Origin of the sequence: Mycobacterium sp. E1747 (genome assembly GCF_001667775.1) — a bacterium.
Lineage (GTDB): Bacteria > Actinomycetota > Actinomycetes > Mycobacteriales > Mycobacteriaceae > Mycobacterium.
Genome location: NZ_LZJI01000005.1, coordinates 19,590 through 36,381 on the forward strand (window position 1 = coordinate 19,590; position 16,792 = coordinate 36,381).

The 16,792-nt window shown below is 65.4% G+C and carries 19 protein-coding genes; 2 read left to right on the forward strand and 17 right to left on the reverse strand.

The genetic code is table 11. The annotated features are described in order from the left end of the window. Positions 1 to 91 precede the first annotated feature (91 nt). From A5695_RS00625 to trxA, 3 genes are read right to left on the reverse strand one after another with little or no spacing between them, the layout of a single operon-like run. Positions 92 to 1,720: an ABC-F family ATP-binding cassette domain-containing protein gene (locus A5695_RS00625; protein WP_068077041.1), complete on the reverse strand. Its 1,629-nt coding sequence runs from the start codon at positions 1,718 to 1,720 to the stop codon at positions 92 to 94. A 21-nt stretch (positions 1,721 to 1,741) separates the two neighbouring features. After that, the gene (locus A5695_RS00630; protein ID WP_068077043.1) at positions 1,742 to 2,551 is read right to left on the reverse strand and encodes an enoyl-CoA hydratase; all 810 of its coding nucleotides are present in this window, start codon (positions 2,549 to 2,551) and stop codon (positions 1,742 to 1,744) included. Between the two features lie 55 nt (positions 2,552 to 2,606). Then, positions 2,607 to 2,960, reverse strand: a complete 354-nt coding sequence (gene trxA / locus A5695_RS00635) for a thioredoxin (RefSeq protein ID WP_068077045.1) — start codon at positions 2,958 to 2,960, stop codon at positions 2,607 to 2,609. 198 nt (positions 2,961 to 3,158) lie between these two features. Between trxA and A5695_RS00640 the strand changes: the two genes are divergently transcribed. After that, positions 3,159 to 4,985 (forward strand): acyl-CoA dehydrogenase, encoded by a 1,827-nt coding sequence (locus A5695_RS00640; protein WP_068077047.1) that lies wholly within the window; start codon positions 3,159 to 3,161, stop codon positions 4,983 to 4,985. 85 nt (positions 4,986 to 5,070) lie between these two features. Further along, positions 5,071 to 5,841 carry a DUF5666 domain-containing protein gene (locus A5695_RS00650; RefSeq protein ID WP_231974669.1) on the forward strand — a complete coding sequence of 257 codons (771 nt, stop codon included), beginning with the start codon at positions 5,071 to 5,073 and terminating at the stop codon, positions 5,839 to 5,841. Positions 5,842 to 5,922: 81 nt separating this feature from the next. On the opposite strand, the gene A5695_RS00655 is transcribed toward A5695_RS00650, so the two are convergent. From A5695_RS00655 to A5695_RS29305, 14 genes are all read right to left on the reverse strand, one after another. Further along, positions 5,923 to 6,333: a cupin domain-containing protein gene (locus tag A5695_RS00655; RefSeq protein WP_068077051.1), complete on the reverse strand. Its 411-nt coding sequence runs from the start codon at positions 6,331 to 6,333 to the stop codon at positions 5,923 to 5,925. A 3-nt stretch (positions 6,334 to 6,336) separates the two neighbouring features. Next, positions 6,337 to 7,095 (reverse strand): SDR family oxidoreductase, encoded by a 759-nt coding sequence (locus A5695_RS00660; RefSeq protein WP_067275546.1) that lies wholly within the window; start codon positions 7,093 to 7,095, stop codon positions 6,337 to 6,339. Between the two features lie 242 nt (positions 7,096 to 7,337). Continuing rightward, on the reverse strand, positions 7,338 to 7,646 hold the full coding sequence (locus A5695_RS00665; protein WP_067779848.1) for a hypothetical protein: 309 nt from the start codon (positions 7,644 to 7,646) through the stop codon (positions 7,338 to 7,340). 70 nt (positions 7,647 to 7,716) lie between these two features. Further along, a complete protein-coding gene (locus tag A5695_RS00670) occupies positions 7,717 to 8,157 on the reverse strand; it encodes a cupin domain-containing protein (RefSeq protein WP_231974670.1) in 441 nt (146 codons plus the stop codon). A 117-nt stretch (positions 8,158 to 8,274) separates the two neighbouring features. Beyond that, positions 8,275 to 9,042, reverse strand: a complete 768-nt coding sequence (locus A5695_RS00675) for an SDR family NAD(P)-dependent oxidoreductase (protein ID WP_068077053.1) — start codon at positions 9,040 to 9,042, stop codon at positions 8,275 to 8,277. A 292-nt stretch (positions 9,043 to 9,334) separates the two neighbouring features. Beyond that, positions 9,335 to 10,252 (reverse strand): LLM class F420-dependent oxidoreductase, encoded by a 918-nt coding sequence (locus tag A5695_RS00680; protein WP_068077055.1) that lies wholly within the window; start codon positions 10,250 to 10,252, stop codon positions 9,335 to 9,337. A 62-nt stretch (positions 10,253 to 10,314) separates the two neighbouring features. After that, entirely contained in the window at positions 10,315 to 10,695 is a 381-nt protein-coding gene (locus tag A5695_RS00685) for a nuclear transport factor 2 family protein (protein ID WP_067275559.1), read from the reverse strand. 186 nt (positions 10,696 to 10,881) lie between these two features. After that, complete coding sequence (locus A5695_RS00690) at positions 10,882 to 12,351, reverse strand: MFS transporter (RefSeq protein WP_156749376.1); 1,470 nt, start codon at positions 12,349 to 12,351, stop codon at positions 10,882 to 10,884. A gap of 70 nt (positions 12,352 to 12,421) precedes the next feature. Then, positions 12,422 to 12,625 carry a hypothetical protein gene (locus tag A5695_RS00695; RefSeq protein WP_068077064.1) on the reverse strand — a complete coding sequence of 68 codons (204 nt, stop codon included), beginning with the start codon at positions 12,623 to 12,625 and terminating at the stop codon, positions 12,422 to 12,424. 66 nt (positions 12,626 to 12,691) lie between these two features. Then, entirely contained in the window at positions 12,692 to 13,357 is a 666-nt protein-coding gene (locus A5695_RS00700) for a nitroreductase family protein (protein WP_067309135.1), read from the reverse strand. Further along, positions 13,354 to 13,740: a Rid family hydrolase gene (locus A5695_RS00705; protein WP_067309132.1), complete on the reverse strand. Its 387-nt coding sequence runs from the start codon at positions 13,738 to 13,740 to the stop codon at positions 13,354 to 13,356. Before A5695_RS00705 ends, A5695_RS00700 begins: the two co-directional genes overlap by 4 nt. A 32-nt stretch (positions 13,741 to 13,772) precedes the next feature. After that, a complete protein-coding gene (locus A5695_RS00710; protein ID WP_231974674.1) occupies positions 13,773 to 14,714 on the reverse strand; it encodes an NADP-dependent oxidoreductase in 942 nt (313 codons plus the stop codon). Positions 14,715 to 14,790: 76 nt separating this feature from the next. After that, complete coding sequence (locus A5695_RS00715) at positions 14,791 to 16,269, reverse strand: NAD(P)/FAD-dependent oxidoreductase (RefSeq protein WP_068077066.1); 1,479 nt, start codon at positions 16,267 to 16,269, stop codon at positions 14,791 to 14,793. Next, positions 16,259 to 16,774: a hypothetical protein gene (locus A5695_RS29305; protein ID WP_082945768.1), complete on the reverse strand. Its 516-nt coding sequence runs from the start codon at positions 16,772 to 16,774 to the stop codon at positions 16,259 to 16,261. The genes A5695_RS00715 and A5695_RS29305 overlap by 11 nt, the downstream gene beginning before the upstream one ends. Positions 16,775 to 16,792 lie beyond the last annotated feature (18 nt).

Consider the following 16,792-nt stretch of genomic DNA (forward strand, 5'->3'; position numbering starts at 1 on the left):
ATGTCCTCCGCGGCTGAACATGATCGCAAGCACCTAAGAGTAGGAACCCACCGCCGGCCGCGCGCCGGTTTGGGCGAAAAGGACCCAGCAGTCAGGCGAGTTCGATCAGGTCCCGGTATTCGTCGGACCAGAAGTCCTCGGTGCCATCGGGCAGCAGCACAACCCGCTGCGGATCGAGCGCCTCGGCCGCTCCCGGATCGTGCGTTACCAGTACTACCGCGCCCTGGTAGCTACGCAGCGCGTCGAGGACCTGTTCACGCGAGGCGGGATCGAGGTTGTTCGTCGGTTCGTCGAGCAGCAGGACGTTCGCCGTCGATGCCACCAGCCCGGCCAGCGCGAGCCGCGTCTTCTCGCCACCCGACAGGGTGCCCGCCGGTTGGTCGAGTTGGGGTCCGCTGAACATGAATGCGCCCAACAAACCCCGCAGATCCTGCTCGCCCGTATCGGGCGCGGCGTGCCGGATGTTCTCCCACACGCTGGCGTCGTTGTCCAGGGTGTCGTGCTCCTGCGCGAAATAGCCCATCCGTAAGCCGTGTCCGGGCTCCAGGCCGCCGGTGTCCGGCTTCTCGGTGCCGGCCAGCAGTCGCAGCAGCGTGGTTTTGCCGGCGCCGTTCAGCCCCAGGACCACCACCCGCGAGCCGCGGTCGATGGCCAGGTCCACGCCGGTGAACACCTCCAGCGACCCGTATGACTTGCTCAGTCCCTTGGCCACCAGCGGGGTGCGCCCGCACGGCGCCGGGGTGGGGAACTTGATGCGGGCGACTTTGTCGGCGACCCGCTCCTCGTCGAGCGCGGCCATCATCCGGTCGGCGCGGCGCAACATGTTCTGGGCGGCAACGGCTTTCGTGGCCTTGGCGCCCAGCTTCGCGGCCTGCGTGCGCAGCGCGGCGGCCTTTCGTTCGGCGTTGGCGCGCTCGCGGCGGCGCCGTTGCTCGTCGGTCGAGCGGGCGTCGAGGTACTTTTGCCAGCCCATGTTGTAGACGTCGACCTCGCCGCGCACGGCGTCGAGAAACCACACCCGGTTGACGACGTCGGCCAGCAGCTCAACGTTGTGGCTGATGATCACCAGCCCGCCGGTGTGGGCGCGCAAGAAATCGCGCAGCCAGCCAACCGAATCCGCGTCCAGGTGGTTGGTGGGCTCGTCGAGCAGCAGGGTCGTTGACGAGCCGGCACCGGTGTCGGACGCGGCGAACAGGATCCGCGCCAGCTCCACTCGGCGGCGTTGTCCGCCCGACAGCGTGCGCAGCTTCTGCGTCAGCACCCGGTCCGGCAATCCGAGGCTTGCGCAGATGCGGCTGGCCTCGCTCTCGGCGCCGTAGCCGCCCAACGCGACGAACCGCTCCTCCAACTGGCCGTACCGGCGAATGGCGCGGTCGCGGGCGTCGTCATCGGCGACCTCGGCCATCAGGGCCTGCTGCTTCTCCAGGTCGGTGAGCAGAACGTCCAGGCCGCGCGCGGACAGCACCCGGTCGCGGGCCAGCACGTCGAGGTCGCCCTCTTTGGGATCCTGTGGCAGATAACCGATTTCGCCCGCGCGGGCGACCGACCCGGCGTAGGGTTCGGTCTCCCCCGCCAGGATGCGCAGGGTGGTCGTCTTGCCGGCACCGTTGCGCCCGACCAGCCCGATGCGGTCGCCGGGCTGTACGCGCAGGTCCGGACCGTCGGGTGAGAGCAGGATGCGCGCACCAGCGCGGACCTCGAGGTCCGTGGCCGTGATCACATCTACTCCCTCACGTCGTGGCTACTTGTCGTCGGTGAAAACCGCGGGGCGTCGCTCCGCGCGCGCGGCAACCGCTTCTTCGAAGTTGGCGGTGAGCAGACGAACGAACAGCTGACCCAAGCCTTCGGCTTGCATGTGCCCTTCTAGGGTACCGGCGTCCAGTCCACTCCACAGTGTGCGCTTGGTCAATTCGACTCCCGGCCGCGAGAACGCCGCGATCCGGGCGGCGATCGCGTAGCAGGTGTCCAGCAACTGCTCGTCGGGCACCTGGCACGACACCAGCCCGATCCGCTCGGCCTCCTCGGCGGTGACGTCGCGGCCGGTCAACATGATTTCGAACGCCCGCGACGACCCGATGGCCCTGGGCAGCAGGTAACTCAACCCCAGCTCGCTTGCGGTTAGGCCGTTGTTGATGCCGGCCGCGCGAAAATACGCGCCGGTCGCGGCGACCCGGATATCGGCGGCCAGAGCCAGACACAACCCCCCGCCGATGGCCGGGCCGTTGACCGCGGCGATGACGGGCTGGTGCAGGCGGCGCAGCCCCAGGATCACCTCGTCGAGGACTTCCATGGAGCGCAGCGCGTACGTGGGCCGAGTCAGGCCCTCGACGTAGGGTACCGAGCCCGCGGACTTGTGGTCCGCCCCCGAGGAGAATCCGCGGCCCGCGCCGGTCAGCACGACCACGCGCACGGAATTGTCGTACCTGACCTTCTCCAGCGCCTCTTTGAGCGGCACCATGACGTCGAACGCCATGGAATTCATTCGCTCGGGCCGATTGAGGGTTATCAGCGCGACTCCGGGCCGCGGGTGCTCTACCAGTACCAGGCTCACCCCAGCAACCTAGCGCTTAACGGGGCCCAACCCTGCGTGTGCCGCGATGTCGGTGTTATTCGCCCTGGGCGGCCTGAGCCGCGTCGACGTCGAAAGCCTTGATTTGCTGAACGAGGTCTTCCAGCGCCGCCGGCGGCAGCGCCCCGGCCTGGTTGAACAACAGTTTGCCCTTCTTGAAGGCCATCAGGGTCGGGATGGACCGGATCTGGGCGGCCGCGGCCAGCTGCTGTTCGGCCTCGGTGTCCACCTTCGCGTGCACTATGTCGGGGTGCTTCTCCGCGGACGCCTGGAACGTAGGGCCGAACTGGCGGCATGGCCCGCACCAGGACGCCCAGAAATCGACGAGCACGATGTCGTTGCCCTCGATGGTTTCGTTGAACTTCTCAGCTGTGAGGTCGAGTGTTGTCACATTTGCCATAACGCGGGGGCCGAACGTGGTGTTCCCGGGGCAGGAAGCCGCCCGGGCGCCGTCGCCCGCTTTTTCCCCACCGCAACCGGGGCGTAACCCGCCGGAGGCCGCCCGTAGGTTACGGTTGCGTACGTTTTCCCACGTCGGAGACACTGGGCGGACGATCCGTCGCGTCGAGGGACCAGTGAGGGAATCGCGTTGGGCCACTACATCGCTAACGTCCGTGATCTTGAGTTCAACCTGTTCGAAGTGCTCGACGTGGGCGCCGTGCTGGGCACCGGAAGCTACAGCGACCTCGACGCCGAAACGGTGCGGACGATCCTCGAGGAGGCCGCCCGCCTGGCCGAAGGTCCGGTAGCCGAGTCGTTCGCCTTCGCCGACCGCAACCCGCCGGTCTTCGACCCGGCCAGCCACACCATCAGCGTGGCGCCTGAACTGGTCAAAACGGTGCAGACGATCAAAGAGGCCGGCTGGTGGCGACTGCTGCTGGACGAGGAGATCGGCGGCATGGCCGCGCCGCCGCCGCTGGCGTGGGGCGTCAACGAAATGATCATCTGCGCCAACCCGTCCGCCAACTTCTTCAGCCTGGGCCCGTTGATGGCGCAGGCCCTATTCGTCGAGGGCAACGAAGAGCAGCGGCGCTGGGCGGCCGAGGGCGTGGAGCGCGGCTGGGCGGCCACCATGGTCCTCACCGAACCCGACGCCGGCTCCGACGTCGGGGCCGGTCGCGCCAAGGCCATCGCGCAACCGGACGGCACCTGGCACATCGAGGGCGTCAAGCGGTTCATCTCGGGCGGCGACGTGGGCAACACCGCCGACAACATCTTCCACCTTGTGCTCGCCCGCCCAGAGGGCGCCGGGCCGGGCACGAAGGGACTGAGCCTGTTCTATGTGCCCGAGTACCTTTTCGACCCCGAGACGTTCGAACCCGGGCCACGCAACGGGGTTTTCGTCACAGGGCTGGAGCACAAGATGGGGATCAAGTCCTCCCCCACGTGTGAATTGACTTTCGGCGCAACGGATTTGCCTGCGGTCGGCTATCTGGTCGGCGACGTGCACAACGGAATCGCGCAGATGTTCACCGTGATCGAACACGCGCGCATGACGATCGGTGTCAAGGCCGCCGGCACGTTGTCCACCGGCTACCTGAATGCGCTGGCGTTCGCCAAAGAGCGGGTGCAGGGCGCCGACCTCACGCAGATGTCCGACAAGACGGCGCCGCGGGTCACCATCATCCACCACCCCGACGTGCGTCGCAGCCTGATGACACAGAAGGCCTACGCCGAGGGCCTGCGGGCCCTGTACATGTACGCGGCCGCGCACCAGGACGATGCTGTGGCACAGCATGTTTCGGGCGCCGACCACGAAATGGCGCACCGCGTGGACGACCTGCTGTTGCCAATCGTGAAAGGCGTGAGCTCGGAACGGGCATACGAGATCCTGACCGAGTCACTGCAGACGCTGGGCGGTTCGGGCTTCCTGCAGGACTACCCGCTGGAGCAGTACATCCGGGACTCCAAAATCGATTCGCTCTACGAGGGCACCACGGCCATTCAGGCGCTGGACTTCTTCTTCCGCAAGATCGTTCGCGACCGCGGCCAGGCCCTGCAGTTCGTGACCGCTCAGATCACCGCGACGATCGATGCGTGCGACGATGCGCTCAAACCGCAGGCCAAGCTGCTGCAGACCGCGTTGGACGAGGTCACGGCGATGACGGGCGCATTGACCGGGTACCTGATGTCCGCCGCGCAACATCCCACCGAGATCTACAAGGTGGGGCTCGGATCGGTGCGGTATCTGCTCGCGGTCGGCGACCTGCTCATCGGCTGGCGGCTGTTGGTGCAGGCCGGGGTCGCGCACGCCGCGCTGGCTGATGCGGAAGGGAACGACGCGGCGTTCTATCGGGGCAAGCTGGCGACGTCGGCGTTCTTCGCCAAGAACATGCTGCCCAAGCTCACGTCCCTGCGCAAAGTCATCGAGTCCATCGACAACGAGGTCATGCGCGTGCCCGAACAGGCGTTCTGACCGGACGGCATTACACACAGGTTAGCTACAGCTCCAACTGGTAATACCCATTGAGGTTGGGTCCCACCACGATTGGAGAATCTCGATGCCTGCCAGCTTTCCGACACCTCCGCTCACCCGGTTAGCGGTCCTCACGGTCGCGGGGGTTACCGCGATGTCCATCGCCGGGTGCAGCTCGTCCAACAAAGCCAGCCCGACGACGTCGACATCAACGTCCACCTCGGTGGTGACCTCCACGACGACGTCGCCGGCACCGGCCAGCGGTGAAGCCCGGGTCAGCGGCCTGATCGCGTCGGTGGCGGGCAACTCCATCCAGGTCACCAAGGAAGACAACTCCACCGCCGCGGTGAACTTCACCTCGACCACCAAGGTCACCGAGACCACCCCCGCCGCGCTGACCGACGTCACCTCCGGTAGCTGCGTGACCGTGCGGCCCACCCAGGAAACTCAGAGCGGCCAGCCCGTCACGGCAGCGTCGGTGAAAGTCAGCGCCTCCGTCAACGGCGCGTGCCCGGCCAAGCCGGCGGGGCAAGGTTCTGCGCCGAACTCCACCACCCCGCCGGCCGCGGGCTCGCCGGCCCCGGCCCCCAAGCCGGCGCCCCTGCGGGGTTCGGTGGCATCGGTGTCGGGTAACACCATCAACGTCGGCGGCACCGACCCCAGCGGCAACACCACGCAGACCGCAGTGACGGTCGACGACAAGACTAAGTACAGCAAGCAGACGACCGCCACCACCGACGCGATCACACAGGGCAAGTGCCTATGGGCGCGCGGGACGATGGACAACGGCACGCTGCAGGCGACCAGCATCAACGTGCGGCAGGCCACCGACGGCAGGTGCGGCAAGCCCAAGTAGGTCCGGCCAGGGCGGCTGAGCTAACCGCTCCTACCAGCCGGGCGCGGTGGCGGCACCGCGCCCGCCTGGGCCTGCGAGCAATCAGCCCGTCACACGCAGGTGTTTTCGCGCCGTGAGCTCGCCGTCGGTCACCCATTCGCGCATCGGTTTCCCGGGCGCGCACAGCAGGGTGAGGACATAGCTACAAGGAATATCGGTGCGGTTGTTGGCGTCCCGATAGTGGATCACGTCGCCGCCGCGCCCCCAAAAAGCCTCTCCAGCACGGAGCACGCGTGGCGCTTCACCCTCGAGCTCGAACAACATCTCACCGCCGATCACGTAACCGAATCCGGGGCCCCCGGGAAGGCGGTGCGGCGGGTACCCAGAGGCGCCCGGCGGATGGGTGATGAGAACGGTCACGACATGGGCATCGTCGGGAATGGTCGGTAATCGCACTTCCTGAAGCACCTGCACGGTTGACTCGGGTGCGGACTCGGACGTTTCCAACGACATTCGTCATCCCGTCCTGGCGGGGCGTGCTTCGATCCAGTCGGAGTATCGAGTCGTGAAGATCGTCGCGTTCTCGTCGGGCGCGAGGCTGTGATCGTCGATCACCGCACCGAAATACGGAGCCTGGGGATCGGTCACGACCCGGCGTCGATCGCCGTTGGCGGCGAGGCCCGCGCGAACGAAGTCGTCCATGCCCATTGCTTCGGGTCCCGCGATCTCCACGACGCCGTTGATGGGAGGTCCGATCGCCGCACGAGCCACGGCGGTGGCGACATCGTCGGCGGCGATGGGGCGGAACGATGCGGGTGGCAATCTCACAATCTCCCCGTCTGTCGCGGAATCGGCCAAGCCAATCGCGAACTCGTAGAACGGCGTCGCGCGCACAATCGAGTACGGCCGGCCCGAATCCTTGATCAGCTCCTCCTGAGCCGCTTTGGCGGTGTTGTAGCCGCTGTCTGGCATGCTCTGCGATCCGACGACGGACAACGCGACATGGTGTTTGACTCCCGCTTCCCGCTCGGCAGAAAGAAGGTTCTTGGTCGCGGTCGTGAAGAAGTGCATCACAGGCTCGTCGTCGAAAATTGGTGAATCAGCAACGTCGACAAGGACATCCGCGCCGGTGACGGCGACTGCTAGGCCTTCGCCGGTGAGCGAGTCGACACCGGATCGGCGTGAAGCGGCGATCACGTCGTGTCCCTGCGCGCCAAGCTTGGCCACCACTTTCGAGCCAATGAGGCCACGCCCGCCGATGACTACGATCTTCATGATGAACCTTTCAGCGTTGTAGTCTGGCCGGTGATCGAGCCCCGCCGGGACGATCGGAGACGCTTGCCGGCATCGGGGACGTGGGTCCTGCGATCGACGTTCCACCGGATGACGTTCGTTCGCCGAGGCGCCCTGCAAGCAGACCGGCCATCCGTCTCGGTCCATTCAGCCTGTGGCCGAACGGGGTGATCTGTCATCACCCCGACCACCTCTTCACCCGGGTGAGGACCCGGTGTGCCCGGTCACTCAGCGTCCGCATCGAACTCTTCGCGCGCCACCGTGTAGAACGACATGCCGTCGTTTGGGCTGCCACTGATCTGACCGTGGTGCCGCCCGGCGCGCAGCGGAAGGCCGTCCGGGTAGCCAAGTTCCGGCTCCTCAGCGGCCAGACGCTCGTCCAGCGTGAGGTGCTCGTCGGCAGAGATCCAGCGCAACGGCGCATCGACCACGATGTCGCCATCGTCATTGCGTACTTCGTCGGAGTCCAACGACTCGCTGGGCCCTAATGTGCCATCGGGCCGGGTGTCGTCGTAGTCGCCGTCGCTGATCATATTCCTCGCCTCCACGCGGGTCTCAGCCCGAGCGCGCCTTACGCACGCGATTTGCGAACCCGCCGCGTCCTCAAAGAGGTTCACCTGGGAATTTCAAGTCGAAGCGTTTGCAGAGTTCGGCGACGCTGTCGACATCCATCTCGAGTTCGTAGCGCGCACAGAGCTCATCCAGGACTTCGGGCGATATCGTCGCGATACCGCCGAGATCAGCAAGCTCGTCGAAAACCTGCTCGAATCCCGCGGGGGAAATGATCTCGAGGATGCGGGCCGGCTCGTCGCCCGCGTTCCAGAAGGTGTGCCATTGACCTCGCGGCTTGAAGATGAAGTCGCCGGGTCCGCCATCGAGCACCTCATCGCCGAGCAAGGCGCCCACGCGCCCCTCGATGATCCAGCTGTATTCATCTTCGTTGTGATGGCGATGAAGGGGTGCGGCCAGCGCCCGGGGTGACATGGGATGCTCGAGGACGGAGAAGCGACCGTCAGCCCCAAATCTATCCAGGATGTGGCGCACACCGACGGTCCCATTGAAGACGGACTTGCCTTCGGTGCGCCCGACAGACTTGGCCGGCGGCCCGCCGGGCCTGAAGATGTTTATTGTCACTGCAATCTCTCCTTTGAGGCTTTCTGTCTAATTGCGGCCGGCCATGACGCCGCCATCGACATTGAGAATCGCGCCGGTGACCCAGCTGGCCTGATCCGACAGCAGATATGTCACGGCATTGGCCACGTCGGCTGGTGTGCCGACTCGCCCCAAGGGGTGAAAGGGCGCGAAAGTGTCGAGCGTCGAATCGATCTCGTCCTTGGGTACCCAGCGCTCGAGTGCCGGGGTTTTGACGGCGGCCGGTGCCACGGCGTTCACCCGAATCTTGTGCCCGGCAAGCTCGATGGCCAGGTTATGGGTCAGCGCATGGAGGCCGGCTTTTTGCATGGAGTGCCCGCACGACGGGGTCACACCGATCGCCTGATGCGCCCACATGCTGCCGATGTTGACAATGGCCCCGCCCTCACCGCGGGCGATCATGCCCGCGACAACGGTCTGGGTCAGGAAGAACAGGGCGTAATTGAGGTCCATGTACGAGTCGTAGTCCTGCGCTTCGTACTCGAGAAACGGCTTGGGGATGAAGAATCCGGCCGCGTTGACCAACAGTGTCGCCTGGCCGTGCTCCTCAGAAAGCATCCGCTGCACATCGGCGACCGCGTCGCGATCCGTCAGCTCGGCGGAGATACCCCAAGCATGGCCACGCCGGCTCAGCTCGGCGACGGTTTCGTCGACGCGGTTCTTCGACAGACCCACGATCACCGCGCTCCCGCCATGATCGACGATGTCGATCGCAACCTGCCGACCCATGCCGGCACTGCCGCCGATGACAACAGCCTTCTTGCCCTCAAAATGCATGTGCGCCTTCCTGGTTCTCGTTGCGGCTGTGCTGGACCGCTTCGTGGTGACGTCGGCTGTAACGCGTTCCACCGGACTGGTCGTACCGAGACTGCTGTCGAGCGAGGTGAGCTGTCATCACCCCCACCACCTGTTCACCCGGGTGAGACTGCGCGACGCTAAGGGCGAATCATGCTTTGGAAAGCTCCGGCTGGCTGAAACTTTCTGTGCACGAGTTTGTTTCGTTTCCCGGCCTGGGTTGATCATTGCGGCTCCGGAGACACTCGCCAGAGATTTCGCCGCCGCTGGTCGGTCACAACGAGGCCGCGACAGCCCATAGCTCTTCGGCCACCGGAGCGTCCGCCCAGCCCAGTCCGCTCAGCACCACATCGGTCGCACCCGCATCCAGATAACTCCGAAGCTGACGCCTGAGTGTTTTCGCTGAACCCACCACTGCGAGGTCTGCCGCATCGCGAACACCTTCGCGGGCGATCACCTTCCGATAAGACGGAATGGTCTCGTAGAAGCTTAATTGCTGGGCCGCGAAATTCCTTGCTGAGTTGACGTTGTCGGACACCAGTGTTGGCACCTGCGCGATGATCCTGGGTTTCGGCCGTCCAGCGGCGGCGGCTGACTTCGCGATGGCCGGTTCGATGAACTCTGCGATTGTCCGCGGACCGGCGAGATATGTCAGAGTGCCGTCGGCCAGCTCGCCGGCGACCCGCAACGCCTTCGGGCCCATCGCTGCCACATACACCGGAATGGGCGTGCCCCCGGCGACCTGCACCGGCCATCCAGGATGCGCGCTGATCTCGTTGCCGCTGAAGTCCACCGCGCCGGTGTCGAAGATGGACTTCAGCACCGTCAGGTGCTCACGAAGGCGTGTGATCGTGTTGGGCCACGACGTCCGGAAGGCCTGTCGCTCCGGCTCGTGCGCACCCAACCCGAGACCAAGACTAAAGGCGCCGTGCGATGCGGCCTGCGCCGTCTGCGCCAGCGACGCGACGATCAGTGGATGACGCGGGTTGATCGGCACCACCGCCGTACCGACCCCGAGCCCCGGTACGGCCGCACCCACCAACGCGGCGAGGGCAATCGCATCAAGATCGAATTGCTGGCCCAGCCAGACCTGCCGGACGCCGAGCGAACGCGCACGGCCGGCCTGCGCAACCACGTCATCGACGACGTTGATTGCTTGAGGATTGGGGAACAACACGATTCCGGTCGGCATGGTGGATCCAATCGCAGGCTGAACTGACCTCTTCGATCTGTTCGGATCGATCCCGGGTGGTGTTAAGCGCCCGGGGCGATCGCGCAGGCCGCGACACAGACCCAGGTGCCATCGCGCTTTTGATATGTGTCCGTGTACAGAGCTTCCTGCTCCGCGCCATCGGCGAGCATGGTGTAGGTGGCGCGCGCGTGGATCAGAGCGACGTCACTGAGGATGCGGATGTTGACGTCGTGGACAGCGAGATCCTTGAAGGGACGCGGCTCAGCGATGTATTCGAGGAACTCTTCGCGGTTTCGGGTTACGCCCGGCGTCTGCACGATGAAGTCTTCAGCAAGGAACTCGCGGAAGCGCCGGACGTCGTTGAACTGGTCGGAGTGGACGTAGTCGTTGTTGAGCTGCGCGAGGATCGCCAAATCTTCGGCCGGTTGCTCGGCATGGTGCATCTTCTGTTCCCTCTCCGTGCGGTGTCAGCTCGACGGCGGCGTCGTCGAGACGGGCTTGGTCCCAAATTGCATCCTTGGAGCGCCTTGAGGAGCTGTCATCACCCGAAACGTGCATTCACCCGGGTGAACAGACCTGCCATCAAGACGAATTCGCGCCCAGACGTCTGGCGACCGAGCGGTGCACGGTTAGCGCGGAGACGATGGATCGGTTGCGGCCGAAGCGCTGCTGGCCAGGGCCGGTTGCACACCGGGCCGGTCGCGGCACAGTGCGGCAATCGCGCCCGGCACGGGCTGGCATCCGTCGGGCGGATTGGTGATCAACACGGCGGCGCACAACGCGCCGATGGTGAATAGCGCTGCGCTCACCTGAAACACGTGGGCGAATCCGGTGGCGCTCGCCGCGCCAACGCTGATCAGCCCCATGGACCCAATCGACATCAGCGCGCCCAGCCGCGAGACGGCGTTGTTGATCGCCGACGCCAGACCGCTGTGCTCTGACGGCACCGATGCCAGCGCCAGCGATGTCAGTGGCGTGACAGTCGCAACCAGCCCGATGGCCAGCACGGTTATTCCCGGAATTACGTCGGTGATCGCATGGAAATCCTGGGCTTTCGGACGGATCAGCAGCAGCCCGATGCCCGCCAAGGCGGGCCCGCCGATCAGGAATGTGCGCGGGCCCACCCGTGCGGCAATCCGGCCGACATGGCGGGCGAACACCAACGACAGCGCCGGAATCGGCAGGGTGGTCAATCCGGCCGCGGTTGCTGAGTAGCCGCCGATTTCTTGGGTGTAGAGGGCGATGGCCAGCGAAGCCAGCGTCAACCCGGCATAGATGAATGCGGTGACGAGATTGGCGGCGCCGAAATTACGAAAGGTGAACAGCGGCAACGGAACCATCGCATTCCTGCTGCGGCGCTGCCAGCTTACGAAGGCTGCCAGCGCGGCCACCCCAATCACCAGCGGCGCGATGACCCGCGGTTCGGTCCAGCCGTCGTGTTGCGATCCGATCAACGCATACACGGTCCCGGCCAGCCCGACCGCCGATAGGCCCACCCCCGCGACATCGACGCGTGCGCCTGCGACCCGTCGAGACATCGGGCACAGCCAGAATGTCAGCGCAAACCCGGCCGCGATGGGGATCGCCGACAACACGAAAATCCAGCGCCAGCCAAGCAAATCGACGCACAATCCACCCAGCAGGGGGCCCAACGCGAAGGCGGTTCCGGTCCACCCGGTCCAGACGCCGATCGCAGCGGACTGGTGCGCCTTGTCGAACACCGTATTGATCAGCGCCAGTGAGCCCGGCACGAGGAACGCCGCACCCAGGCCCTGGATTACGCGCCCGGCGATAAGCATCCCCGGTGAATTGGCAACCGCCGCCAGAACCGAGCCCGCCCCGAAAGTCATCAGCCCAAACCGCATTACCGGAACGCGTCCGAACAGATCCGAGATGGACCCGGCGGGAAGAATCACGGTCGCCATCGCCAGCAGGTAGCCCTCGATGACCCATTGCTGCAGCGCTAGGCCACCGCCGAGGTCACGCTCGGTGGCAGGCAACGCCAGGTTGATGACGGTGGAGTCGAGGAACGCGACCATTGACACCATCACCGCGACCGCCATCGCGCGGCTGGTCGGCGCCGCGTCGCGCAAGCTCACCGCCGGGGCCGTCCCGCGGGTGACGATGGCGGTGCGCCAGATCCCTAGCTTGCGAGGGTCATCGGCGGTTTCAGAGCGCCTTTCTCAGACTCTTCAGCTGCGCCAACGCATCGATGTCGCTCCTGGTGATCCCCTTGTGCCGGTTGGTTTGCGCGCTGTGGTCGTCGACGGGGATGGTCGCCTCGACCTCGTTGGCGTCGACGTCACCGGAACCGACGGATCGCTTGGAGCTTTGGGGGTTGCCGGGGCTTCGACCGCCGCAGTCGCCTTCCACATTGTCCTCCTTGGAATTTCGCTTCCGAACGGGCGGTAGTCCCGCGGCTTGATTCCGGTGCTGTGCTCACCACCGGTCGAAATGCAGCACATCGTCGAGCGGTATCCGTTTGGCGCGCCGGAATGTGGTGCCGGTGTAGTACGCGGTGGGAACAGTCGTCGCGTGGTAGACGTTGTCGGGTAGTCCGAGAATCGCCCGCATGTCGCCGTCGGCCATGATGGTCACCCCGGTCCACGTCGTTCCCAAGCCCCGGGACCGCGCGGCGAGCATGTAGCTCCACGTGGCGGGCATGATCGAACTCCAATATTGGTTGGCGTTTTCGGCCGTCAGCACGCCGTCACCGTCGATGACCTCGACGCACGGGATCATCAACACAGGGACCTCGCCGATGTGCTCGGCGAGATACGCCGCGCTGTCGGACACCTTGCGCTGCTCGCGGTTGCGCACGGGGTCGTCCTTGAATCGATCGGCGACCGCGAAAGGCGAAGCGACGATCAGCTCCCATGTGCGCCGATACACGTCGGCGATCGCGCGTCGCTGTCTTTCGTCGGTGACGACGATGAAACTCCAGTTCTGCACGTTGGCCGACGTCGGTGCCTGCACCGCGATCTCCAGGCATTCCCGGATCAGCCCGATGGGCACGGGTTTGGTCAGATCGAGGCGTCTGCGCACCGAGCGGGTCGTGGTCAGCAACTCGTCGATCGACAACTCGACGACGGGGTAATCGGTCATGCCGGCAGGATGGCGGTGACTTCGACTTCCACGCGGATGTTGGGCCACACCAGCCCGTCGATGATGCTGAACATGGCGGCGGGTTGGTGGCGGATGATCTCCTTGCTCACCGCCAGGTAGGCGGACGCATACGCACGGCTGGTGACCCATTGGCGCATGTAAACGATGTCGGTGAGCTTGGCGCCGGCCTTGCCGAGCGCGTTTTCCACATTGATCCAGCACTGCCGGGCCTCGTCGGTGAAGTCCTCGGGCAGTGTGCCGTCTTCACGCACCCCTGGTGTTCCGGAAACGAAGATCTGTGTCCCGCCGGATACCGCGATGGCGTCGGCGTAGTGTCCGATGTGTGCCGCCACTCCGGTTAGGATCGGGGTAATAGTTGTCATCTCGAGACTCCTTGTTGCTGTGCGATTTTCGGTTAGCTTCCGGGGTTGTCTGTCGTGAGGACGACTCCGCTGGGCTCGTGGCCCGCCACAACATGCGCCAAGGCGGCGGCGGCCTGATCCAGGCCGCAAGACCGCGGGGTGGGCATGGTCAACCTGCCCGACGCGAGAAGCGCGGTGAGGCGGTCGAGTTGGGGCCCATCCGAGCGGACGTAAACCGCCGTCACGCCGATCCCGCGGGTCGATGCGGGTAGGTCGGGGGTGATGGTCGCCAGCCGGCCGCCGCCGGCAAGCGCGGTCATCGCCGCAGCAGCACCGCCGGGGGCGGCGTTGGCGACGGCGTCGATCGAGTCCTTCGCCAACGCCTTCGCGTGCTGTGGCCACAGCGGATCGCGATAATCGAGCACTTCGCGGGCGCCATGCCGGCGGACGCGGTTGGCGCTGCTCGGGCCGGCGGTGGCGAGCACGTCGACCCCGCGCATGGCCGCCAGCTGGACGATGAGGCCGCCGGTGATTCCGCCCGCGCCATGAACGAGCAACGTTTCTCCGCGGTGCAGGCCCAATGCCTCGCCGACCACCTGGTCAGCGGTCAACGCCGGCACCGGAAAGATCGCTGCGGTCCCCCACGGAATCTCGCGCGGTTTGCGGGCGAGCGAGCCCACCGGCGCGATCAGAAGCGGCGCCCAAGTGCCTTGATCGCGCAGCGGCACGGGGTGACACAGCACTGCATCGCCCACGCTGAATCCGCTCTGGCGATTGTCACCGACGGCCTCGATGACGCCGGCGGCCTCGACGCCGAGCGCCAGCGGGGGAGGCCTGCCGACGTCCCAACCGCCGTAGCGAACGATGTTGTCCCAGTTCCCAACCCCGGCGCCACGGGTTGCGATCAGAACCTCGTCGGACGCCAAAGGTCGCGGGTCGGCCACTTCGAACGTCTCCACATTGCCGCCGGGGGTGCGGACCCCCGCTACCAGCATGGTCACGGTCAGACGACCGGCCAGTTGTAGGTCATCGTGGTTCCTCTCGAACACCGAGATTGACGGGTTGATGCGCCTAAGCGGTTTTCTGCGCTTTCTGCGCCGCGGTGCTCAGCAACGCCGCAAGTTCCGACTCTTCCGCGAGTAGCGGATCCCAAACCTGATTGACCGTCGGATGCGGCGCGACCGCATGGCGCAGGAGAGTGACCGGGATTTTCGCGACGACGGCCAGCGTGGCCGCTTGGACCAGTTCGGAGAATTGTGGGCCGACAAATGTCGCTCCGAGCAGTGTGTTGGTCTCGTCGTTGATGACCAGTTTCGCCCAGCCTTGAAAGCCATCACGGTATAAGGCGAGGAATGACACGGCGCCGGGGTAGCGGGCCGTTCGCGTCCGTACCGCGAACCCTTCTGCCCGGGCTTGACCTTCGGTGCGGCCCACCCAGGCGACCTGAGGGTCAGTGTGGATAACCTGCGCCAGGCTGCCGGCATCACGGGCGGCCAATTCGTTGTCGGCCAGCTCCCGTCCCGCGGCCCGCGCGACGATGATTTCGGCCACGAGACGTCCGTGGTAGGTGGAGATGTGAGACAACCGCGCACGCCCAGTGGTATCTCCGAGAGCGTATAGCCAGTCGCCCGTGACACCGACCGCCTGGAGATGGTCGTTGACGCAAACGCCTTCGCCGCCCGTCAGGCCGATGGTTTCCAGTCCGATGCCGTCGGTGTTGTTGCGTCGTCCGGCGGCCAGGACGACCTCGTCTATCTCGATGGTGCGGCCGTTGAAAGTCGCGGTGACGGGTCCGCCCGCCACGGGTCGGGCCACCGCCGACAACTGTGTCTCCAAATGAATGTTGACGCCACTGCTGCGCAGTGACTGCGCGACCAGATCGCGAGCTTCGGGTTCGCAGTTGCACAGCAGCGTGTCCTCGCGCACCACAAGCGTTACCGATGACCCCAACCCGCTCAGGATGGTCGCGAACTCGACGGCGACGGGGCCGCCACCCACCACCAGAGCGCGTGGTGGCACCCGTGTCATGGTCGTCAACTCCCGATTGGTCCACGCACGCACTTGCGCCAGACCAGGTATCCCCGGCACGTAGGGACGCGTGCCAGTGGCCAGCACGACCGCGTGGCGTGCAGTCAAGACGACTTCGGTGGTATCTCCGAGGGCGTAGGCCACGCGCACCGTTCGTTCGCCGCTCAACCGGCCGAACCCGTGAAACACTGCTACACCAGCTTGCTGCAATGATGCCGTCCGCTCTTGGTCCGAGAGGTGCTCGATGAGTTCGTCTCGTTTCGCGAAGACGGCCGTAAGATCTAATTTCGTTCCCGAGAAAGCTTCTCGCACACCAGGAACCGACTTCGCGAGGTTGAACACCTCGATTGGGCGAAGTAGGGTTTTGCTCGGGTTGCAGCCCCAGTAATGACACTCGCCGCCGACGAGGCGATCCTCGACGAGGGCTACCGAAAGGCCAACCGAAGCCAGCTTCCGCACGGCGGCCACACCGCCCACCCCGCCGCCTATGACGATCACGTCAAATTGCTTACTAGCCTTCATCTCGCCTCATTTCCGAAGATGGGTACGTCCGGTCGCGTTTCGCTGATTCGCCCGTCTGACGGAGGTGGCTCGCGTCGGGGCACGCACTCCCAAACCGGCTCAACGTGCCGAGGACCGCGTAAGCCGCTGCGGCGCTGGCCGCGGAGAAGACACTGTAGCTAAGCGGCGCTTCCACGCCGAGCGATGCAGCCATCGCGATGCCAAATATGGTGAGTACCAAAGAAGTCGCTGCACCGACAAGCTTCGGTCGCCACCCGGTCAGGAGCAAGAGTCCCAGCGTCGCCTCGGTTACGGTGGCAGCCCACACAATGACGGTCAGTAAACGACCAGAAGCAAACGGAACAAGTTGGTGGGTGTAGTCGGCGAAGGGGCCCATGCTCCCCCAGCTACCCTGCCCGAACGGCTTCCACCAACCGAATCGATCGGCTACGGCCGACAGGAAGGCCGTTGCCAGCGAAAAGCGTAGCGCGATTCGGACAATGCGAATCGGATCATGTATGGGCATGATTGGCCAAGAGCGGAT